Annotated in this window: 22 protein-coding genes and 1 pseudogene; 10 read left to right on the top strand and 13 right to left on the bottom strand. The window is 58.6% G+C overall.

The window, feature by feature from the left end; translation table 11 throughout:
- Nucleotides 1–33: 33 nt before the first annotated feature.
- The 4 genes from A6U87_RS12825 to A6U87_RS12810 all read left to right on the top strand — a co-directional run bounded on the left by A6U87_RS12825 (nucleotide 34) and on the right by A6U87_RS12810 (nucleotide 5,080).
- A complete protein-coding gene (locus A6U87_RS12825; RefSeq protein ID WP_065691657.1) occupies nucleotides 34–717 on the top strand; it encodes a hypothetical protein in 684 nt (227 codons plus the stop codon).
- Between the two features lie 132 nt (nucleotides 718–849).
- Nucleotides 850–1,626, top strand: a complete 777-nt coding sequence (gene xth, locus A6U87_RS12820; protein WP_065691656.1) for an exodeoxyribonuclease III — start codon at nucleotides 850–852, stop codon at nucleotides 1,624–1,626.
- 348 nt (nucleotides 1,627–1,974) lie between these two features.
- Nucleotides 1,975–2,532: a biliverdin-producing heme oxygenase gene (locus tag A6U87_RS12815; protein WP_141683947.1), complete on the top strand. Its 558-nt coding sequence runs from the start codon at nucleotides 1,975–1,977 to the stop codon at nucleotides 2,530–2,532.
- Nucleotides 2,474–5,080 (top strand): HWE histidine kinase domain-containing protein, encoded by a 2,607-nt coding sequence (locus A6U87_RS12810; protein ID WP_065691654.1) that lies wholly within the window; start codon nucleotides 2,474–2,476, stop codon nucleotides 5,078–5,080. The genes A6U87_RS12815 and A6U87_RS12810 overlap by 59 nt, the downstream gene beginning before the upstream one ends.
- Nucleotides 5,081–5,840: 760 nt before the next feature.
- Here the strand turns inward: A6U87_RS12810 and A6U87_RS12805 are convergent.
- The 4 genes from A6U87_RS12805 to A6U87_RS12790 all read right to left on the bottom strand — a co-directional run bounded on the left by A6U87_RS12805 (nucleotide 5,841) and on the right by A6U87_RS12790 (nucleotide 7,938).
- Nucleotides 5,841–6,068 carry a hypothetical protein gene (locus A6U87_RS12805; protein ID WP_065691653.1) on the bottom strand — a complete coding sequence of 76 codons (228 nt, stop codon included), beginning with the start codon at nucleotides 6,066–6,068 and terminating at the stop codon, nucleotides 5,841–5,843.
- 737 nt (nucleotides 6,069–6,805) lie between these two features.
- Nucleotides 6,806–7,087 (bottom strand): hypothetical protein, encoded by a 282-nt coding sequence (locus A6U87_RS12800; RefSeq protein ID WP_065691652.1) that lies wholly within the window; start codon nucleotides 7,085–7,087, stop codon nucleotides 6,806–6,808.
- 9 nt (nucleotides 7,088–7,096) lie between these two features.
- Nucleotides 7,097–7,396 carry a DUF982 domain-containing protein gene (locus tag A6U87_RS12795; protein WP_065691651.1) on the bottom strand — a complete coding sequence of 100 codons (300 nt, stop codon included), beginning with the start codon at nucleotides 7,394–7,396 and terminating at the stop codon, nucleotides 7,097–7,099.
- Nucleotides 7,397–7,461: 65 nt separating this feature from the next.
- Nucleotides 7,462–7,938 carry an Hsp20 family protein gene (locus A6U87_RS12790; RefSeq protein ID WP_065691650.1) on the bottom strand — a complete coding sequence of 159 codons (477 nt, stop codon included), beginning with the start codon at nucleotides 7,936–7,938 and terminating at the stop codon, nucleotides 7,462–7,464.
- 613 nt (nucleotides 7,939–8,551) lie between these two features.
- On the opposite strand from A6U87_RS12790, the gene A6U87_RS12785 reads away from it, so the two are divergent.
- From A6U87_RS12785 to A6U87_RS12775, 3 genes are read left to right on the top strand one after another with little or no spacing between them, the layout of a single operon-like run.
- Nucleotides 8,552–8,866 (top strand): co-chaperone GroES, encoded by a 315-nt coding sequence (locus A6U87_RS12785; protein WP_065691649.1) that lies wholly within the window; start codon nucleotides 8,552–8,554, stop codon nucleotides 8,864–8,866.
- Between the two features lie 58 nt (nucleotides 8,867–8,924).
- Nucleotides 8,925–10,553, top strand: coding sequence for a chaperonin GroEL (gene groL, locus A6U87_RS12780; RefSeq protein WP_065691648.1), 1,629 nt, complete (start codon nucleotides 8,925–8,927; stop codon nucleotides 10,551–10,553).
- A gap of 56 nt (nucleotides 10,554–10,609) precedes the next feature.
- On the top strand, nucleotides 10,610–10,843 hold the full coding sequence (locus tag A6U87_RS12775; protein WP_065692189.1) for a hypothetical protein: 234 nt from the start codon (nucleotides 10,610–10,612) through the stop codon (nucleotides 10,841–10,843).
- 194 nt (nucleotides 10,844–11,037) lie between these two features.
- Here the strand turns inward: A6U87_RS12775 and A6U87_RS29270 are convergent.
- Nucleotides 11,038–11,336 (bottom strand): annotated as a pseudogene (locus A6U87_RS29270) (chloride channel protein); the annotation flags it as partial.
- Between the two features lie 28 nt (nucleotides 11,337–11,364).
- Here A6U87_RS29270 and A6U87_RS12765 point away from each other — a divergent pair.
- Nucleotides 11,365–11,991: a permease gene (locus A6U87_RS12765; protein ID WP_244499481.1), complete on the top strand. Its 627-nt coding sequence runs from the start codon at nucleotides 11,365–11,367 to the stop codon at nucleotides 11,989–11,991.
- Between the two features lie 584 nt (nucleotides 11,992–12,575).
- Here the strand turns inward: A6U87_RS12765 and A6U87_RS30125 are convergent.
- Complete coding sequence (locus A6U87_RS30125; RefSeq protein WP_065691646.1) at nucleotides 12,576–12,902, bottom strand: hypothetical protein; 327 nt, start codon at nucleotides 12,900–12,902, stop codon at nucleotides 12,576–12,578.
- Nucleotides 12,903–12,959: 57 nt separating this feature from the next.
- Here A6U87_RS30125 and A6U87_RS30675 point away from each other — a divergent pair, with 57 nt between their 5' ends.
- Nucleotides 12,960–13,187, top strand: a complete 228-nt coding sequence (locus A6U87_RS30675) for a DUF982 domain-containing protein (RefSeq protein WP_083199358.1) — start codon at nucleotides 12,960–12,962, stop codon at nucleotides 13,185–13,187.
- 814 nt (nucleotides 13,188–14,001) lie between these two features.
- On the opposite strand, the gene hydA is transcribed toward A6U87_RS30675, so the two are convergent.
- The 5 genes from hydA to A6U87_RS12735 form a co-directional block, all read right to left on the bottom strand.
- Nucleotides 14,002–15,396, bottom strand: a complete 1,395-nt coding sequence (hydA, locus tag A6U87_RS12755) for a dihydropyrimidinase (protein ID WP_065691645.1) — start codon at nucleotides 15,394–15,396, stop codon at nucleotides 14,002–14,004.
- The gene (locus tag A6U87_RS12750) at nucleotides 15,397–16,668 is read right to left on the bottom strand and encodes a cysteine desulfurase-like protein (RefSeq protein WP_065691644.1); all 1,272 of its coding nucleotides are present in this window, start codon (nucleotides 16,666–16,668) and stop codon (nucleotides 15,397–15,399) included. It abuts the gene before it with no gap.
- A 30-nt stretch (nucleotides 16,669–16,698) separates the two neighbouring features.
- On the bottom strand, nucleotides 16,699–17,436 hold the full coding sequence (locus A6U87_RS12745; RefSeq protein ID WP_065691643.1) for an amino acid ABC transporter ATP-binding protein: 738 nt from the start codon (nucleotides 17,434–17,436) through the stop codon (nucleotides 16,699–16,701).
- The gene (locus tag A6U87_RS12740) at nucleotides 17,433–18,107 is read right to left on the bottom strand and encodes an amino acid ABC transporter permease (RefSeq protein ID WP_065691642.1); all 675 of its coding nucleotides are present in this window, start codon (nucleotides 18,105–18,107) and stop codon (nucleotides 17,433–17,435) included. Before A6U87_RS12740 ends, A6U87_RS12745 begins: the two co-directional genes overlap by 4 nt.
- A gap of 74 nt (nucleotides 18,108–18,181) precedes the next feature.
- The gene (locus A6U87_RS12735; RefSeq protein WP_065691641.1) at nucleotides 18,182–18,976 is read right to left on the bottom strand and encodes a transporter substrate-binding domain-containing protein; all 795 of its coding nucleotides are present in this window, start codon (nucleotides 18,974–18,976) and stop codon (nucleotides 18,182–18,184) included.
- Between the two features lie 160 nt (nucleotides 18,977–19,136).
- Between A6U87_RS12735 and A6U87_RS12730 the strand changes: the two genes are divergently transcribed.
- On the top strand, nucleotides 19,137–19,826 hold the full coding sequence (locus tag A6U87_RS12730; RefSeq protein ID WP_065691640.1) for a FadR/GntR family transcriptional regulator: 690 nt from the start codon (nucleotides 19,137–19,139) through the stop codon (nucleotides 19,824–19,826).
- A gap of 154 nt (nucleotides 19,827–19,980) precedes the next feature.
- Here A6U87_RS12730 and A6U87_RS12725 read toward each other — a convergent pair whose 3' ends face one another.
- Nucleotides 19,981–20,634, bottom strand: coding sequence for a ChrR family anti-sigma-E factor (locus tag A6U87_RS12725; RefSeq protein ID WP_065691639.1), 654 nt, complete (start codon nucleotides 20,632–20,634; stop codon nucleotides 19,981–19,983).
- Nucleotides 20,631–21,200 carry a sigma-70 family RNA polymerase sigma factor gene (locus A6U87_RS12720; RefSeq protein WP_198928702.1) on the bottom strand — a complete coding sequence of 190 codons (570 nt, stop codon included), beginning with the start codon at nucleotides 21,198–21,200 and terminating at the stop codon, nucleotides 20,631–20,633. Before A6U87_RS12720 ends, A6U87_RS12725 begins: the two co-directional genes overlap by 4 nt.
- Between the last annotated feature and the right edge of the window lie 29 nt (nucleotides 21,201–21,229).

Genomic DNA, 21,229 nt, shown 5'->3' with positions numbered 1-21,229 from the left:
TTATCCTGAGATACCAAGCAGGAGTATCCTTCCATGACCAACCTCGACAATAATCGCTCGGGTGCCCTAGTCGCAAACAGCGCTAGGAGTTCGCTGACAGCTCTCTTCGATCGTCGAAGCGAGGCTGAAGCGGCCATCGAACGGCTTGAGAAAGCGGGTGTTGCCGATGTACGACTGTTGCCGGGCTACGAGGCCGAGGGGACGCCAGTCGCTCCAGACAGCACCGGCTTCTGGGTGAAGCTCGGAGACTGGCTTTTCCCAGATGACGACCGGTCGCTCTATGCCGAGGGTCTTCGTCGCGGCGGCTTTCTCGTTTCTGCCTCCGTTGACGAAAAGACCTATGAAACAGCGCACGAGATTCTCGATGACGAAGGCGCCATCGACCTGGACGAGCGGGCCGACCTTTGGAGGACAGAGGGCTGGGGTGCGCGTGAACAACAGGCCGCTGCATCTCGCGAAGATGTATTCGATATTGACGCAGCCACGGGCACGGCGACCGGCGATGGACGATACGTTCGCAAGACCGAGCCGACCTCTTCGGGAGTGCGTTCATATGAACTGCGCGAGGAACTCCCTGATGATATCGTGGATGACGTGCTTCCGACCGGTCACCAGCGGACTGTTGATGAACGCCACGATCCGCGCGAACATAGGACAGACCAGAGCCAGGAACTCGATGATCTGCGACAGAAGCAGAGCTTTCCCGGCGGTCGGTAAGCACGACGTTCAGCTCGACGCCAATAGGCTTGCCGTGTCTCGTCGCAGCTTTTCGCGTTTGAGCAGTTGGGCCGCAAATGCAGCATGCCAACGCCTTCGTGGTCGACTTGGCGACGTCGTCGCAGGACGCCCATGAAGATCGCGACCTACAACGTCAACGGCATCAATGGCCGATTGGCAATCCTCCTTCGATGGTTGGCAGAGGACGACCCCGATGTGGTGTGCCTTCAGGAACTGAAAACCGAGGACGCGAATTTCCCGATCCGGGAAATCGAGAGGTCTGGATATGGCGCGATATGGCATGGCCAGAAGAGCTGGAACGGCGTTGCGATCCTGGCGCGCGAGACTACACCGATCTTGACCAGGCGGGGGCTGCCAGAAGGGCCGGACGACAGCCACAGCCGCTACATCGAGGCCGTGGTAAACGGCATCCTCATCGGGTGCATTTACCTTCCCAATGGCAATCCGGCGCCCGGACCCAAATTCGACTACAAGCTTCGATGGTTCCGTCGGCTCCATCACTATGCGGCCGAACTCCTGGCACTCGAGGTCCCAGCCTTCCTTGCTGGCGATTTCAATGTCATGCCGAACGAGCTCGACGTATATAATCCTGCGCGTTGGCGAGATGACGCACTCTTCCGACCCGAGGCCCGCAGTGCCTATGCCAAGCTCGTCGCGCAGGGATGGACCGATGCCGTTCGCCATCTCCATCCAGGCGAGCGCATCTACACCTTCTGGAAATACTGGCGTAACTCCTTTGAGCGGGACGCTGGACTGCGAATTGATCATCTCCTGCTGTCGCCCGACCTCGCGCCGATGCTTCGCAGCGCAACCGTGCGCCGGGAGCCTCGAGGCTGGCCGCGCACGAGCGATCACGCGCCCGTCCTCATCGAACTCGACCTGGGGTGAGACGACGACGGACGGGCCCCCATGGGCAACCCCCTCCGGCGTTCAGCGAACGTCCCGTGCGGCGGACACTCAGACGGGTCGCGGGTACTGTCTGAGGAAGCACCAGGGCGGTCGAGCGCTTTTTGAGCCAACGATTAGCGGGTCGTTGCGCAGTCACCCTCCCCTCGCGTCCCGGACCGCCGCCAATTGTCAAGGACGGCTTGCCTCGCAATCCGCTACGCCCTAGTTCTCGCGGTGCTGGTTTCGGCGGCCTGACCGCAGCGCCAGTTTTCCGACAGGGCGCCCAATCTGAACATCGAGTGCTGGTAATGCGTTGGGAAAGATGGCGTTGCCAAGTTGGAGGAAAGATTGACCGGTAATGAACGACGCTTTGCACTCAGGAAACGTACGCAGACGGCACACGAGCGTTTGGACGCCGTTGTCGGGGGATTCGATACGATTGACGACTATCGGCGCTATCTGATCGGACTGAGCGCGTTCCGAGCCGCGATGGATGGAGCCTTGCGGCGTGTCGCCTGGCCCGCGGGCTGGTCGTGGCGGCCAACAGCGCTTGCGCGATCGCTTGCCGGCGATGCCATCGATCTTGGGTTACCTGCCATTCAACAGATTCGCTGCGATATGGACCTGAATGACCGTAGCGTCCTTCTCGGCGCACTCTACGTCCTTGAAGGCTCCACGCTTGGCGCGCGGCTGCTCCGGCAGCGGGCCGCAAAAATCGGCCTTGACGAGGATTTCGGCGCGCGCCATCTCGCCACTATGTCAAATGATATAGCGCATTGGCACTCGTTTCTCGTACTCTTAGACGAAACTGCGGACTTTGACGTCGAGCGAGCAGCCGCGACAGCCAATGCCGTCTTTGCCCTCGCGATACAATGCTTTGAAAGTGAACTGCTCTTTGTCCAATAAACATGTCGATCTTAATACTTGCGACCGTGAGCCAATCCACATCCCAGGCAGCATTCAGTCTCATGGATGCCTGATCGCATGCGACAGCAACCTGACAAGGGTCGAAAGGGCGTCCGAAAACGCGCCGATGATTCTGGGGCACGACGCCAACCCGGTCGGGCGCAGCGTCGCGGACGTGGTTGGACATAAACTGTTGCACGACCTGCGAAACGCCTTGATGACATCTTCGACCGCGTCGCGACCTGCCCTGCTGCTGGACATGACATGTAACGGGCATGCCTTCGACATCGCCATCCATCATTACAAGTCCACCGTCATCATCGAGTTCGAGCCGGCCCCGGCGGTAGGCCAGCCGCTGCATATCGCGCGCGAGATGATCGGCCGCATCAGCGACATCGCCGACGTCGATCGCCTTGTGCAGCGAGCGTGCCGGATCGTTGCCGGCGCAACCGGCTACGACCGCGTGATGATCTATCGCTTTGAGCAGGATGGCTCGGGCAAGGTCGTTTCCGAGACAAAACGCGCCGACCTCGAGAGCTTTCTCGGCCAGTATTTTCCGGCGAGCGATATTCCGCAGCAGGCGCGAATGCTCTATCTGAAGAATACGATACGCATCATAGCCGATGCCAGCGGCGAGCGCGTACCGGTCAATCCCGTGCTGGACGCATCAGGCGAACCGCTTGATCTGAGCTTCGCGCATTTGCGCAGCGTTTCGCCGATCCACTGCGAGTATTTACGCAATATGGGCGTGGCTGCCTCCATGTCGATCTCGATCATCCTGGACGGTAAGCTGTGGGGGCTGATCGCCTGCCATCACTACTCGCCGCGTGCCCTGCCCATGGCGCAACGCGTGGCGATGGAGGTGTTTGGCGAATTCTTCTCGCTGCATCTCAAGTCCCTGAAGGAGCGCCGGCGCGTTGCCGCGGTTGCCGGCACCCGGGAGGCCCTTGACCGTTTCCTGATCCTTTCGTCTCATCACGATGATGTCGGCGAATTGTTGCGCCAGAGCCTACGGGAATTCTCCCGCCTCCTGCCGAATGACGGTCTTGGGCTGATGTTCGACGGACAGTGGACCGGTCTTGGCGTTACCCCGCCGGACAACGAAATTCCCCTCCTTCTCGATTTCATCGGCACCGTCAGCGACGGCCGGATATGGGCAACCCATGCATTGTCCCAGAGGTTGCCCGCAGCCGGCGCCTATGGCGACCGTGTGTCCGGCCTGCTCGCCATTCCGCTCTCGCAAGCGGGCTCGGATTGCCTTCTAGTATTCCGGAGAGAACTCGTGCAGACCCTGGACTGGGCGGGTAATCCCGACAAGACTTATGAGACAGGCCCCCTTGGTGATCGGCTTACCCCACGCAAGAGCTTCGCGATCTGGAAGGAAACGGTAAAGGGTCAGTCCCAGGCCTGGACGGAGGCTGAGCGGGAAATTGCGGAAATAGTACGGGTTTCCATCGTCGAGATCGTGCTGCGCCAAAATGAACTGATGGCCGGCGAACGGCACAAGTCCGAGGTGCGGCAGCGCATGCTGAACCAGGAGCTCAGCCATCGCGTCAAAAACATCCTGGCCGTCATCAAGTCGCTCGTGAAAAGCCCGCAGCATCACAAGAGCACGCTGGAGGACTACGTCGCCACCCTGCAGGGCCGTATCGAGGCCCTTTCGGTTGCCCACGATCAGGTCGTTCGGGGCGATGGCGGCGGCATTTTGGCTGATCTGCTGGAGGCTGAACTTCAGCCCTATAGGGTGAAAGCATCGACCGTCCGCCTTTCCGGGCCGCCGGTCTGGCTCGACAGCCGCGCTTTCTCCGTCATGGCGCTGGTCGTTCACGAGCTCGCCACCAATGCCGCCAAATATGGCGCCCTCTCCGTGGCCACGGGCGCGGTGGAAATCGCCTGGACGATGGTCGGGGAAACTGCTTGCGAAATCCGGTGGCTCGAGCACGGCGGCCCCATCGTACATGTTCCGTCCCGCAACGGCTTTGGCAGTGCCCTGATCGAGCGGAGCGTTCCCTACGATCTGAATGGCGAGAGTTCGATACGTTTCGAACCCGCTGGACTGGAAGCAACTTTTAAGATCCCGGCGCCGCATATCAAACTCGCCGCCTCAAGCCCAGCCGCAAGAGCAGGCATGACGGACTATACCGCGCGGACGAATAGGCTCGGTGCAATTGATCCGTCGATACTCATTGTCGAGGACCAGATCCTCATCGCCCTCGATCTGGAGGGAATGCTTGCCGATGCAGGCCTTTTGAAGGTCGCTACCACCAGTTCCGTCAAACAGGCAATAGCGCAGATCGAAATCAGTCCGCCGGACCTTGCCGTCCTCGACATCAACCTCGGCCAGACGAACTCCTTCGCGGTCGCCGAGGAGCTGCGCAAGAGGGGAACGCCGTTTGTGTTTGCAACCGGATACGGAGAAGGGGCGGACCTTCCGCAAGAACTGGCAGGCGTTCCGATCGTTCGCAAACCCTTCAGCCGAGACGCAGTCGTCGGAGCGCTCTCATCGCTGATGGACAATCGACGTTCGGGCTCGAAAGGGACATTGTGAGCTGACGACAAGCCGCGCGCCCGCAGACGGAGGGGCAAGTGGGGGTGTGGCGACTGCGAACCGCACACGAAACAGTGTCTGGTGCTACCAAAATCCCGGATTCGCACTTTCGAGGCTATCGATGCCTGCTTCTGCATCCCGTCGCTCGTGCGGCAACCGCTTGATCGCGGTCCCATCCCTTTGATCGCCCGCTGTGTTAAATAAATCGTACGGCAGGCCATCCAATTTGCGCCAGCGCCCGTATCAGCCAGACTGTTATCAGATCACAGCCGCAGCCAGTCCCGTGCATGAAGCACTCGCATCGACAGGAAACAATTTGCGGATGCCCCGAATGGCGGTTTGGCAAATCAAGGAGGTCCCCTTGCAAAGGATCGCTATTGTGCTTGCAGTTTTCATCATATGCCCCGGGTGCTCCACCGAGAGCGCATCCACCGCACGATCGGTTGCAGTCCAAAATGCTTCTGCTGATAAAAACTCGGCTGAAAGAGAAGGATGTCGCAGCAAGCCAAATTTTGAAGGGATGCTGCGCACGCTATGTTACTAGTGTCGGAGGATCACTACCACAGGCCGTTTGAACCTCATCTTGACGTGATGGGTTGTGTTACGTCGGAGAAAGCCGACGTAACAGAGATGGTGATGGCGACATGCGTCATAGCAGACGTTAGCTTCATGTGGCTCTTGCTGCACCCCTTGCGACCAATGAAACCGAAGTGTCCTCGGCCCTCCCCAGTCTCTGCGGGCCCGGAACATCCACGATGTCTCAGGGGAGGCTCAGGTCCAAACCCAGCATCCTGCTAAGGACGAATGCCAAGAGCCCGACGCCGAGAAGCAATAGCGCGAAGGCTGCGGCCATCTTGCCGCCCGTGCGTAGCACCGCGCCTGTCTTTGCCTTCCCCCGTTGATCGTAGTGCCACTTGATGGCGAAATACATGCCCGTGCTTAATACGAGAGCCTTGAACGTAACGAAGACTATAGGGACCCAATCCATAACAAAGATCCTGATTGCATCAGCTCCGCGCCTTATGATCCTGTTTTGGGCACACGCATACGACTTGTTATGCAATGCTGATATGTTATCGCAGGTGGGGTTCGGGGCTGCAGGGGTTCGGGCATGGCCGCATGTCTAGTCGGCATTGGAGCAATGCTCTTTCTCCTGGTCGTTAATGGCCTGTTCGTTCGTATCCATCAGGCTCTCACGCCGCCGGGCAGATGATTTCGGCTGATCCGCCATGATGCGTTCGAGCCCTTCTCGATCGCATTGCCCGAGGAGGAGGAGTTGCCGGACGCCGCCATGCGAGGTCCTGGATCGCGACGAGAAACGCCTCCAGGCTCCCGACGCGTCTTTCGATCGAGCTGGTGACACCCTCGCCGCTTCCGTCGGTATGGAACATTCCCCCGTCGTCAATGACGCCCGCGGGGGAAACGTTTAATCAACACTGAAACACGACACAGACCCAACTAGAGGTCAGGGAGGCGCGTGCAAGAATGTTCGATCGGAGCAACCGTATTGTCGCCTTGACGGTCTGGCGCAGATGTCACGATCCCAGTGCGGCGAAGGACACCGTGACGGGCTTGTTACGAAAGCACCAAATGCTGACCGGATCTTTTTGCGCGACGCAAGGTCAGCATTTGGAGAACATTCCTCCAAGCCCATCTGTCGTCTTCACCCGACTGGCTGTCGAGCCGGCCAGCACACCGAGCCCCGGGCCAGACATCGCCTCGACTTCAGATACCGTATCGGCGGTCAAGTTCCCCGAGCGCGGCCTGGACCTCATCGATCGTGACCGGTACCGGCGTTCCGGGAATCCGACGCAGAGCAGGCTTGGATTCGATGGCATAGAGGTCCGACGCCCAAGCCGCCAGTATTGCACGTTTGTCATGGGCGGACAGCGAATGCAGGTTGACAACGTCGAGTGGCCGCCGGAACCGGACGTTTGAGGGCAGCAGAACGGCCGGCCCCTTTGCTGCAACATCGTTGACGACCCGCGTTAAAACGTCGTTCATCATCGCCACACCTCAGCGCACGTGAGGATCTCGGTCACGTCCCAATCGAGAGGCCGCAACAACCCCTGTGTCAGGCGCGAGCAGATCATGCCTTTCGGCGAAGACAGTGAAGAGACTCCTTGCGGTCTCCGCCTCGATTTCACCACGCAGCGCCGCAGAACACGCCTTCAGGGCGATCGAATGGGCGGTATCTCTCGACGAAGAAGGCCACTCGCACAAATAGCGGTATGCGTCGAGGACAGAGCGGATCTCCGCCGGAAAGCCAAGACCGACGAGAATCGATACGGGTTTTCTGAACATATCGGGTTTCATGACACTCTCCTTTCCAACCCGGACTGTTGGCGGGCGCCGCGGCCACGGCGCCCCCTTGACCGCAGCTATGCTGCCTTGTGCGCCTCGATCTGCGCAGGGGATGTAGGCTTTTCGACTAGCGTCGCGCTCTTGATCAGAATCTTGCGAGCCTTCATCTCCTCTGGAATTTCTCGAACGAGCTCGATCGACAGCAACCCGTTGCTGAGATCAGCACCATCTACCCTGACGTGGTCGGCCAGCTCGAAGCGGTGCTCGAACGGGCGATAGGCGATACCGCGATGCAGATAGGCTTCAGCTTGCCCTTCAGGCTTCTTGCCGGCCACAGTCAGGAGATTGGACTGGAAAGTGATGTCGATGTCATCTCGCGTGAAACCGGCAACAGCGATCAATATCCGGTAGTTGTCGTCACCGGTCTTGACGATGTCATATGGTGGCCAATCGTTGGTCGAGCGAGCCCGCTGGGCGTTTTCCAAAAGGTCAAAGACCCTGTCGAAACCAACACTCGAGCGGAACAACGGTGCGTAGTCATAAGATGTTGCCATAGCCATATCCTCCTTGAAGCAACATGGGTACGGAGCGCCGAAAGTTGGCGCTTCCAGCGTAGCCAGCCCCGTCCACAGCGGCCGGCGGGAAACGATTTGGTTTTGGAAATCCCGGTTTCAAGACCGCCCAGAAAAATTTTTTGCGTAGCCTCGACGGGCGTTTAATCGCAGAAAGTGACTTGCCAGAACCGGAGTGAGGTGGCGGTCTAGAGGAAGAAGAGAAAGTTCTGCCACATGTCGTTTCAGACCCCATTCAGTGTCGGTGAATTTCGCCGGCAGATCTTCTCGGCGACGAGGTCCCAGCCGTCGAGCGGGTTTGTGAGACCCGATGGGACGAGATGTCTCATCTGCATCTCGTGACGACTGGAGGGCGACGCGAAAACTTTTGGCCGCCAGCGGACATCAGCACAGTCAAATTTGTTTTATTGCTACTTTTCAAACGGTTACCGGAGCAGAGAGCGGACTGATAATTTTTTTCTTCTCGCCTCTTGAAATCGAAAAATCGCAAAAATAAATTTTCGCCGCGAACGCTCGATCGAGGTTCGCACCCGCCGGGACCTCGTGGGGCCCGGTCAGGGATCAACGTCATCTTTTTTGTCCAACGGAGGAAAACATGTCGTTCCGACCGCTTCATGACCGCATTCTTGTCCGCCGCGTTGCGTCTGAGGAAAAGACCAAAGGCGGCATCATCATTCCAGACACTGCCAAGGAGAAGCCACAGGAGGGCGAGGTCATCGCCGTCGGCCCCGGCGCGCGCAACGATGCCGGCCAGATCCTGGCGCTCGACGTCAAGGCTGGCGATCGCATCCTTTTCGGCAAATGGTCCGGGACCGAGATCAGGATCAACGGCGAAGACCTGCTGATCATGAAGGAAAGCGACGTCATGGGCATCATCGAGGCCCGGATCGATCACAAAAAGGCCGCCTGAACAGGCCGCGATCACCAACGATCAGTCAACAATAGCTGCCTATAGAGGAGTTAAGGAAATGGCTGCGAAAGAAGTCAAGTTTCATAGCGACGCCCGGGAACGCATGTTGCGTGGGGTTGATGTGCTTGCAAATGCCGTGAAGGTTACGCTTGGTCCGAAAGGACGCAATGTCGTGATCGACAAGTCCTTCGGTGCGCCGCGCATCACCAAGGACGGTGTGTCGGTCGCCAAGGAAATCGAGCTGGAAGACAAGTTCGAGAACATGGGAGCTCAGATGCTGCGCGAGGTGGCATCGAAGACCAACGATCTGGCTGGCGACGGCACGACGACCGCAACGGTGCTTGCCCAGGCAATCGTCAAGGAAGGCGCCAAGGCGGTGGCCTCGGGGATGAACCCGATGGACCTGAAGCGTGGCATCGACCTTGGTGTCGATGCTGTGGTCAACGAACTCAAGGCCCGCGCACGCAAGATTACCAGCAACTCGGAGATCGCCCAGGTCGGCACCATTTCGGCCAATGGCGACGAAGAGATCGGCCGCTATCTCGCCAAAGCGATGGAAAAGGTCGGCAACGAGGGCGTCATCACCGTCGAGGAGGCCAAGACCGCTGAAACCGAACTCGAAGTCGTGGAGGGCATGCAGTTCGACCGCGGCTATCTCAGCCCGTACTTCGTCACCAATGCCGAGAAGATGCGCGTCGAGTTCGAGGACCCCTATATCCTCATCCACGAGAAGAAGCTGTCCAACCTCCAGTCGATGCTTCCGGTTCTCGAAGCCGTGGTGCAGTCGGGCAAGCCGCTCCTCATCATCGCTGAAGACGTCGAAGGCGAAGCTCTTGCAACGCTCGTCGTCAACAAACTGCGTGGCGGCCTGAAGATTGCTGCCGTCAAGGCTCCGGGCTTCGGCGATCGCCGCAAGGCCATGCTGGAAGACATCGCCATCCTGACGGGCGGCACGGTCATTTCCGAGGACCTCGGCATCAAGCTCGAGAACGTGACGCTGAACATGCTTGGCCGCGCCAGAAAGGTAGCGATCGAGAAGGAGAACACGACGATCATCGATGGCGTCGGCTCCAAGGCCGAGATCGACGGTCGCGTCGCCCAGATCCGAGCCCAGATCGAGGAGACCACCTCCGACTACGATCGCGAGAAGCTGCAGGAGCGCCTTGCCAAGCTTGCTGGCGGTGTCGCCGTCATCCGTGTCGGCGGCTCGACGGAAGTCGAGGTCAAGGAGAAGAAGGATCGCGTCGACGACGCTCTGCATGCCACGCGTGCCGCCGTCGAGGAGGGCATTCTTCCAGGAGGCGGTGTTGCGCTGCTGCGTGCGGTCACCGCACTCGACAATCTTGATACGGCCAACCAGGACCAGCGTGTCGGCATCGACATCGTGCGGCGCGCTATCGAATCCCCGGTGCGCCAGATCGCCGAGAACGCCGGCGCGGAGGGGTCGATTGTCGTCGGCAAGCTGCGCGAGAAAACCGACTTCGCCTACGGATGGAACGCGCAAAGCGGGGAATATGGCGATCTCTACGCCCAGGGCGTGATCGATCCCGCCAAGGTCGTCCGGACCGCACTTCAGGATGCAGCGTCGGTGGCCGGCCTACTGGTGACGACCGAAGCCATGATCGCAGAAAAACCCAGGAAGGACGCCGCACCGGCAATCCCCGCCGGCGCCGGCATGGACTTCTAAGGCAATCGAGCGGCCCCGCCCTGACTAAAGAGCGGGGCCGCACAGCAAGACGAATGATGAGTACGATATCGTTTCCCTCAAAGGACGAGGCGCGGCTATGTGCCAGTGTGGTGAGGAATATAGCCAGTGACCTGAACCTTTCAGGTGATCCTGCCTCGGTCGGCAAGCTGACCGTCGTCGTCGCCCGGCTCTTCAACAGCGGACTGCGCACCCACGAAGAACTGATGTCGGCCGCGATGCAATCGAGCGACTTGCCGGGCAGGCAGTTTAAGGCAGGGTTGCAACGCTAGCTCAGGAAATTGCGGTTCGCAGACCTCACGGCTCTGCGAACCGTGGGGTCTCCTTCTCTCACGCTTTTTGGAGTCCATGCCGGGTGAAGGGCTTCTCCTGCTTGACCGAGCCGTGCCGTCTCTGGGTTGCGTTAAGCCTCGCAATTATGAGGCCAGCACGACGGGACAGATCGCCATACAGCGTCAGCCACGTATCACCCTGCTGTCCGCTTCACGCGGATCGCCGCAGCGATGAACACGCGTGACAAACCGTGGTAGAGCGGCTCGTGGGAGAGAAGTTGTGACGTCACATAGCTGATCATAGACACCGCCATGATCGGGATCACCGCATGGTGATCGCCGGTCATTTCGAGAATGATGACGAAGGCCGTCATTGGCGCCTGTACCACGCCTGAGAAATATCCCGCCATGCCCGGAATGGCTGCAAGTCCGATGCTGCTACCGAGCCAACCGTGCTGCCGAGGCCAGCGCCAACAGCGAGCGATGGGGCAAAGTGCCGCCGGGTAGAGACGGTGACGGTAATGGACTTCATGAAATTGCTTAAATTGCTCGAGGAGCTTCTCTATGAGATGGTGTCGTGGCTTGTCTTTTATCGGATCACGATGTGGCGTTCGAGCGTCGGCCCCTTCCGGATGATGCAATATGCTGATGACGAGCTCGCCGATCGTCCTGAATCTCCTTCTTACCCTTCTGATCGCACATGCGGTTTCCAGCGCCCTTCCCTCGATTTATGCGGACGCAGCCCTTCCCGCGCTCCTTTCATCAACCGCCAATCTCCTGCTGCACGTGGCGTGATTTCCGGCGTCTTGCCCTTGGTAATGGCCGTCACGCTGGTGAAGAGGAAGAAAATCAGATTGACCAGGGAGACATTGCGACCTCCTTTCTACAGCCAGTGTTATGTTGCATCGCTTTTCGTGCTGTTCGCGGGCTTCGGTTTGGACCTTATCCTCATTCCTCATCAATCTGGTTTGGCGGCGGGGATCGGGGTGGTTGCAGTCGCTACGATCTGGTATGGCCTGGCTCAGGTCCGATGGTTCAGGTACGATCTGGCCATTAGCACCGCTGCGGGTGTGGTGCTGTTCGTTGGCAGGCTTTTAGTCGCGATTCTTGTGATCATTGCCTTGGCTTTGGTAATTGCCTGGCACTGAGAAACTGGAAACGAGGGCGATCGGCTGCGGCGCCACCCAAGCCGTCCAGTGGACGAGACCTGATGACACCGCCCAAAGCAATGCTATACTTGGGTAGCCAACCGAAATTCTTCGATCTCGACGCAGAGAGCGTCCCGCGCCAAGACGAACGGTCTTGGCCCTGACTTCCTACTAATATCATCAAGCGCGATCATCATCCGCTTTTCCGCATCGTCCAGCCGTCCCAATGCTGCGGAAATTTCACTGTCGGTCGCCACTCAACCTCGTAGCCAGCAAGATCATAGCCCTTCAGAGCGCGTGTCCGCTTCAGAAGTCGTGCCACTTGTCGATCCAGTTCTTATCGAGAGCCCATGTCGCAGCCACCCTAGAATCTTCAGGTTGAAGGTACCGCAGGTGTTTGCTAGCAAGATCCCAGCGACCTTTTCGAACGACAGTCCAGTCCCGATAACCGTCGGCACGGGGCAATCCTCTACAGCATGCGATCCGGGGCCTCTTCCCGAACGCATTTTGCAGCAACGCTTTGCGTGGCTGCTAACCCGCCGGCCTCCTATCTATGCAATCACTACATCCCCTTGGAACGGTCATTATGAATTGACACAAAGACGAATGAGCCATGACAGGACGGCTCCGACAATACGGAAGGGGTTTGCCCGCGTATCCTGTACCGCGACCGTGACGGAGGCGAGGTCCTCCCGCTCCTGGCTTTCAAGTCTTCGGCGATGCTTGTCGAGCGCATTGACGACAGTACACAAGTTTGTGGCCGTCCGCTCATCCAATCCCTGAAGCGGGCGCCCCATATGCTCGGCAGGCCAGCCGGTGAAGACATCCGACACCATCCAGCTACCTTCGACCTCGCAACGCATCGCGAACCGGTCCGTCTCGCGAGCCATGAACGTGTATGACCTGGCCATTGAGCGTTCTCTAGCAGAAATCGGTTGTGGCGTCACGATTGAGATCGCCATTTCGGGATGTGTACGCGCGTCGTATCAGTCGTCTGGGGGACTTCGCTTCTGACAGGGGATCTGGCTCAACCCGGCCAGTGTTTGTTGGACGAGGCCGGTGGGATCACGCTGCAGGCCGGCTTGGACAAGTCCTTCAGCAGGATCTCCCATGCCCTTGATTTCTTGGAGCGAGACTGGCCGATGCGCTCGAATGGTTGTCACGACGCCGCAGTATCAACCTGCCGTCGCGCTTGAAAGGTCGCGACCTAGGCCAATCGCAAGCTCACGCCTCGGGTTAGGGAGAAATTCGAACGACTCGTAAAGATGGTGGTCGCTGGCCGCCGACACGAGAAGCTGCGACGCAACACGAATGCAGCTCCTCGCAATTTATACGTCCCGGTATCTCATCCCCGTGACATTCAAGAAAATACTAGAACATCGTAAACAGATTGCTGTCGCGTTCGAAGGCTCTTGGGAGGAGCGGCCCAGTGCAGGTCGAAGACGTGAACCGATCATTCAAGTTGACTTCATCGCGCGATTGCCGCTGCGCGCTCATGGTCAACAGCAATGGCACACCCTGCGGCTCCATAGTCCTAACCACGACGCGGGCCTTGATTTCTTTCGTCGCCGGGTCTCTTTCTTACCTCGATAGACCAGGTGCCGCGCAACGCACCGGAAAACGTTACGTCGGAGAATGTCGGTTTCTCGGCCGCAGTGGAAGCAGCCGTGATGACCGCGCTTTGCCGCCAGTCAACTCTCCTCACCCGGTTTCGCGCGATTTACTGTCGCAGCAAAGCCGGGATTTTTGTACTGGTATAGCAGCGTCTCGTCGTTAGCTGCTCGGTCAAAAAGGCTAACGCCATGGAAAACGAGTTTCAGTCTTTGTCGGAGCAGCCCTCAGCATCCTCGTGCCAGGAATGTTATGAGATACCACTATCCCGGGCTGGAAGATGCCGAATGAACTCGAAGGCAGCAACACAGCCAACACGACGACGATCGATGAGCTCGAGCGAGCCATCGCCGACGCACATGGAGCGGCCTTCAACCCACAACAACCGTGAACTGATGGTCAAGTCCGGGCACTCCTGCGCAGATACTGGCCCTGTCCCAGGGTGCCCGCCAAAGCGCCGCCGCTGACGATCGCCCTGCCCCTGAGCATCGTAAGGACCGGCCACCCAATGACCTCTAGCCCCTCATAAGGCGTGTAATCTGCACCATGGTGCAAAATGTCGTTCGTGATCGTCACGTTCCTGTGCGGGTCCCAGAGAGCAATATCAGCGTCAGAACCAATGGCAATAGTGCCCTTCTGGGGATAAAGCCCATACTGTTTGGCATGGTTTGTCGACGAGAGCGCCACGAAGCGATTGATATCAATGCGGCCTTTGCTCACCCCTTCCGAAAACAGGATGGGGAGCCGAGTTTCCACTCCAGGGATACCGTTTGGAATCCAACGATAGTGCCGTTTTCCCTTCTCGTTCAACTTGCCGCAGTCGTCCTCATATCTGAAAGGGCAATGGTCGGACGAGAAAAGCTCAAAAGTACCGCTCTGCAGCCCTTCCCAACAGGCCTCCTGACTTTCCTTGTCGCGCGGTGGCGGGGAGCAAACGAACTTCGCGCCCTCAAGTTCCGCGGCATCGAGATCATCGGCGGTCAGAAGAAGATACTGCGGGCAGGTCTCGCCCGCGACCTTGCCGCCCCGCTTGCGTGCGCGCTCGATCTCTTCCATCGCCTGCCGGTTCGACACATGCACAATTACAATCGGCGTACCGACGATCTCGGCAAGCGAAAGCGCACGGTGGGTCGCTTCGCGTTCAGCCGCCGCCGGTCGGCTGAGGGCATGAAACTTCGGTGCGAAATCGCCGTTTTGCTCGTGCTTGCCGATCAGGTAGCGGATCGCGTCTTCGTTCTCGCAGTGAACCATTACCAACGCGCCGGACTGTCTGGCGCTGTCCAGCGTATCGAGGATCTGGTCATCCCTGAGACGAAGATTTTCATAGGTCATGAAGACCTTCAGCGACGTGTATCCATCCTCGACGAGTGCAGGCAATTCCTGGCCCAGCACGTATGGCGTCGGGTCGGTAACGACGAGGTGAAACGAAACATCGATATAGCATTCGCCCTCGGCCTTGGCATGATAGGCCTTGAGAGATTGGCGCAGCGTAGTCCCCTTCTCCTGCATGCAGAAGGTCAGTAGAGTCGTGTTGCCTCCGAAAGCTGCCGAGCGCGTGCCGCTCGCAAAATCGTCGGCCATCACAATGCCGTCGCCAGACGGCTGGGCGAGATGGACGTGACTGTCGATCCCGCCCGGCATGACATAAAGACCGGAAGCGTCGATGATTTCGTCAGCGTCATCAAGAGACGTTGCAAGCGCGGTGATCTTCCCGTCGCGAATGCCGACATCGCTCTTGAAGGTGTCGCTGGCGGTAACGACGGTGCCATTCTTGATGATCGTGTCGAAATTCATTCAGGCAGCGCCCCGTTTCTGGTCGGCATCATTGCTGCCGAGTATTTCGTCAAGCGCGGCGATCAGACGGTCGACCTCGCCAATGGTGTTATAGTGAACCATGGAGACGCGCACGGCGCCGTTATATTGCGGCAGACCGACATGATCACCGAGGCGCCGCGCATGAAAGTCACCGAACCGGATCGCAATCTTGTAGGCGTCCATCGCCTTGCAAATATCTTCCGAATTGCGGCCTTCGATAACAAAGCTGATTGTCGGTATGCGCCTTCCATCCCTGTTCGCCGTCTCCCCGATGATCCGGCAGTCGTTGCGGCTGCGCAGGTAGGAAAGCAGGCGATCGGTCAGGGCATTCTCCTGCACGGTGATCGCCTCAAAGGCAGCAAGGATCAACTGGCGTTGCGAACCAGTTCCACCCGATTTCTTGCCTAGCTCGCACAAGTAGTCGACGATCCCCGTCACGGCGTAGGCCAATTCGTAGTTCGGATTGCCCGGCTCAAGCTTGCCGGGCACCTTATCGCGTCCGTAGAAGAAATGATAAAGCGGATCGAGCTCCAGAAGGCAATCGTACTTCCCATACATCATCGCGTAGTGGGGACCGTAGGTCTTGTAGAAGCTGAAGACGTAGTAGTCGACGCCCATAGCTTGGACATCGACCGCGCGGTGCGGTGCGTAGGCCACGGCGTCGACGCAGATGCGAGCGCCATGAGCGTGGGCGACAGCGGCGATCTCGGCAATCGGGTTGATCGCTCCAAGGATATTGGACACGTGCGTCACGCAGACAAGTTTGGTTCTCGCCGTCAGAAGTGGCTTGAGATCGGCGAGGTCGAGCTGGTAGGTCGTGGTGTCAAGCGGCCAGAACTTGATGACCACGCCCATGTCGCGCAGGCCGTCCCAGGGCCCAATGTTGGACTCGTGGTCCGAGATCGTCACGATGATCTCGTCCCCTGCTGAGAGTTGGCTGCGCATGGAACGGGCGAGGTTTTGAAGCAGCACCGTCGTGGAGCTGCCGAAGACGATCTCCTCCGGCCGGGAGGCGTTGACAAGGTGCAACGCTGCAATCCGGCTTTCCATCAACGCCCTGGCAGCCTGCTGCGAGACGTCGTAACTTCCCCCGATCTGGACGTTCTTGTCGTAGAGAAATGTGTTTATCCGCTCGACGGCATGCTTGAGAATCTGGGAGCCGCCGGCGTTGTCGAAAAACACCCAGCCGTGCTCAAGCCCAGGGAACTGGCTCCGTACGAAATCGATGTCGAGTTGGCGTTGCGTTTCCATGGATCCTCCGAAAAACTTTGTCTTTTCTTGTCAATGATTGAGAACGGCGCGCAGGAAGCTCTTCGTGCGTTCCTCGCGCGGATTGTCGAAAATCTCGGTTGGCGTGCCGACTTCGACAATTCGGCCGCTGTCCATGAAAATCACCCGGTCCGCGACCTGACGAGCGAAACCCATTTCATGGGTCACGACGATCATCGTCACGCCGGTGCCGGCAAGCTTGCGCATGACGTCAAGGACTTCCCCCACCATTTCGGGATCAAGCGCGGATGTCGGCTCGTCGAACAGCAGGACGCGAGGTTCCATGGCGAGTGCACGAGCAATCGCTACACGCTGCTGCTGGCCACCCGACAGTTGTTCGGGATACTTGTCGGCCTGCGCGGTGATGCCAACACGGGCAAGCAGTTCCCTCGCCTTTCGGGCCGCTTCCTCGGGCGGCGTGCCGCGCACGCGCATCGGTGCGATCATGATGTTCTTCAAGACGCTCAGATGCGGGAACAGATTGAAGGACTGGAATACCATGCCGACTTCGGCGCGAACCTGGGCGAGGTTCCTACCCCGCTCGACCTTGATGCCATCAACCTCGATCCGGCTTTGGCTCGAGAAGCTTTCGAGGTGATTGATACAACGGATCAGGGTCGACTTGCCCGAGCCAGACGGGCCGATTACACAGACCACCTCACCTTCGGCAATCGCCAGATCGATGCCGTGAAGCACCTGGAAATCACCATAGAACTTGTCCAGGTTCTGAATGTTCACGATGGTCTTCATCTGCGCCTCCCTGCACTGAAGCGTTTTTCGAGATGGGCGACGACGGTCACCATCGGCCACAGGAACGCGATATAGATGACCGCAGCGCCGATCAGTGGCGACGGGTTGGCCGCCAGCGCCTGCGCTTGTGTTGCCTGCTTCAGGAGATCGGGCATCGCCACCACGGACGCGAGCGCCGTATCCTTCATCACGTTGATGCAGTTGTTGGTGAGTGGCGGTATTACGATCTTGATCGCCTGGGGCAGAATGATCTCCACCATCATGTGACGATAGGACAGGCCAAGCGCCTCGGAAGCCTCAAACTGTCCACGAGGAATGGCCTCGATTCCGGCCCGGAATATCTCCGCGGTGTAGGCCGTCGAGACCATCATGAGGGCGCTCACCGCCGAGACGAACGGCGAAAGCCGGATGCCCACGAATGGCAGTGCGTAGTAGATGACGATCAGCAGCACGAGCAGCGGAATGGACCTGAAGATGTCGATGTAGATCTTCGCCAGGGTCTGCGCCCACAGCGGGCCGTACAACCGAAGCAAAGCAAGGACCAGGCCACCGACAAGGCCGCCAACGATGCTGACGACGCCCAGCTCAAGCGTCACCCAGAGTCCGGAAAGCATCAGCGGAAACGACCGTTCCAGCACCGCCACATTGAAGAAAGTCGAGAATATGTCCATGAAATCACCAGGCTGGCGTTACGGGACGGATGGCAGGCGCCCTGGCCTGCCATCCGCAACCTTGGCCAACCGACTTACTTTGCCGTAGGCATATCTGCGACCTTGACCGTGGTGGTCGTGTCTTCGGCTTTCGCACCGAACCACGTCTGGTGAAGTTTGGCGATAAAGCCTTCACCCTTCAGCTTCGTGATCACGTCGTTGACCTCCTTTGCGAGAGGGTCACCCTTGTTGAACATGATCGAATATTTCTCACCAGTGGGGATGCGTTCAACGACCTTGATGTCGGGCTTGTCCTTGACGTAGTACTGGAGCGCCGGGATGTCGCTGATGTAACCATCGACACGACCTGCAGCGAGATCGAGCATGGCCGGCTGAAGGCCCTCGAAGCGCCGAATCTCACCGAGACTGTATTTGGCAGTGTTGTTGGTTGCCCACATGTCGCCGGTCGAGCCCGTATCGACGCCCACGACCTTGCCGCTCATCCCCTTCAGATCCTTGATGCCACTTGACGCCATGACGGTGAGCGACTGATCGCTGTCGTAGTAGGGTTGAGCGAAGCTCACCGACTCGAGGCGTTTGTCCGTTATGGTGATCGACGAGACCGCCATGTTGATGCGGCCGGACTGCACGGCCGAAAAGAGCCCGTTGAACGGGATGTTCACAAACTCCACTGACTTATTGAGGCGCTTTGCGATCTCGGTGACGAGGTCGACTTCGAATCCGACGGTCTTGCCGGTTTCGTCCTGAAATTCCCATGGGACATTGCCGATATTGGCGCCAACGGTGAGATCGGCCGCGTGGGAGGCCACTCCCACCAGCGCCATAACGCCCGAGAGTATGACAGTCTTCAAAATCGAAAAACGACGCATTGTAGGTTCCCCTTGTTTTGTCGCGCGCATTTTTGCTATTGGTCTAACCGGTCTGACCAGTCAGGCCAAATCAAGCACGGTCTATTGAAATATGCAAGCGACTGATGATTAAAATGCGATACGAGCCAACGCGGGCCTCATTCCGCTGAAAGACGACAGCATGCTGAACAGGACACTGGTGCCGCAATCTGCGGCGCGGCTGATACAGGACATGATCCAGAGCGGTGAACTCGCCGCCGGCCAGAAGATCCCGTCGCAGCGCGAATTCTCGACAAGGCTCGGCATCAGTCGTGCCTCGCTGCGCGAAGCATTGCTGACGCTGGAGACGCTGGGTTTGATAAAAACGGAAGCCGGACGCGGGACATTCGTTGCCGACCGGGCCAGGACTTCCAGGAACGATATGGCGCCCTGGCGCTACTCCAGCAGCTACTCGGTGTTTGATGTCTTCCAGACACGCATCATGCTTGAGGGCAGCATCGCGTCCCTGGCAGCCGGCCGCCTGACCGGCAATCAGCTGCAGGCGATGGAGGCGGCTACGAAACAGATGGAAGAGTGCTGGGCAAAACAGGATCTGCTTGCAAATGTCGAAGCGGACCTCGAGTTTCACGCGATCATCGCGTCGGCATGCAGCAATGCGATGATGCGGGCGCTATACGACGTAATCCGCGCGCAATTGACCGAGACGCAGCGCCAGCCCATCCCAATCACCGAGCCAGCGCGCATGCAAGCTTCGATCGCGGAGCATCGGCGGATCATCTCAGCCCTTCGCGACAACGATCCAGAGCGCGCCCGCAAGGAAATGGAAACTCACGTTCTGAATACGGCACGCTGTGCCGGCCTCAACCCCTGAGGCTTCCACCAAGGAGCCTCGCGCATTCATACCCGAAAGGCCCGACCGGATAATCCGGCGCCCGGCGGTGAAAACAGATCGATTTTATTATCAGTGCCTTACCGATGATATTTAACTTCGACTATCATTCGTGGATACAGATCAATGGCGTTGATCATATGCCAAGAAGGGGCTGAATGAGCCGCAGAAGACGGCTGCTGAACCGCAATGGAGCGTCCGTCACAGCCAGGCAGATGCAATCCTGATCTTTTCCTGCACGCGGCGTGTGCAGCACGTCAGCGTCTGCCATCTCCACATCACCGCGCCCGAAAGTGGAGATCTCGTCCGAAAAGCTTCCGGACAATACGAGCGTCAGCTCATTGCCGGCGTGAGTGTGCTCTGGAACGGGCTGTCCGGCGGGGATCTTAAGCAATCGCACCGTGGTGGTCATGTCGTCCGTTCGCACGATCATCTGCGCGGCACCGCCACTTCCGAGGCGACGCCAGTTCAACCCACCGGCTCGATCAACATAGGATCGAAGAGGTTCAGGCAAGAGATCGTCGGCAGGTTTGGGCCGGAGCGGCACGATGTTATCAATCTCGCCGGCATCTATGCGGCGCTTGAGCTGTTGCCAGCTCTCGTCGAGGTCTTCGACGTCAACAGCCTCTTCCTCGAGAAAATGGCCGCCTAGCGCCTCGAAAACACCAAGACGTTCCCGGCATGACGGACACAAGGCCAGATGGGTAGCGACGCCTATGCTCCATCCTTCACCCAGCTGTCCCGCAGCGTAGCGCATCAGCATCTCGTCTTCGATGTGATGACGGATCATTTGCTTGTTTCCTGCAGCGCCCATCTTAGCTTCTCGCATGCCAATCGTATCCTCGACTTCACAGTGCCCAAGGGTATCCCCAATGCCGAGGAGATTGCCGCATGCGGCATCTCCTCAAAATACGACATCCGTAGCACAGCCAGATACTCTTCCTTCAGTTTGCCGAGTGCCTCCGTCAGTGCAGCAGTGTTCTCGGCGGCGATCATCAGTTCGTCGGCGGGTCGCTCAGCGTCAGGAACGAACGCGGGATCGTTTTCATCGAACTGAGGGGCCCGGCGCCGCAGGGAATCGATGTACAAGTTGCGGGCGATCGTGAAGATCCAGGTAGAAACCTGTCCCTTCTGTGGGTCGAATTGATCCGCCTTGCGCCAGACCGACAACATCACTTCCTGCGAGAGCTCGTCGGCGGCCACGACGTTCTTCGTCAATTTGCGCATGTGCGATCTAAGTCGCGGCAAGAAGTGCATATACAGGGCCTCGAACGCGACCACGTCTCTCGCTGTCGCCACAGCTGACATCAACGCCTTCAGTTCAAGCTGTCTCTCCGTCGGATCACTGAATTCCATCGATTTAGTTCGCTTCCTCACGCTTATGC

The sequence above is a fragment of the Rhizobium sp. AC44/96 genome (genome assembly GCF_001692185.1).
Taxonomy (GTDB): domain Bacteria; phylum Pseudomonadota; class Alphaproteobacteria; order Rhizobiales; family Rhizobiaceae; genus Rhizobium.
The sequence above is the reverse complement of the archived record's forward strand: the minus strand, read 5'-3'. Positions and strand labels throughout refer to the sequence as shown.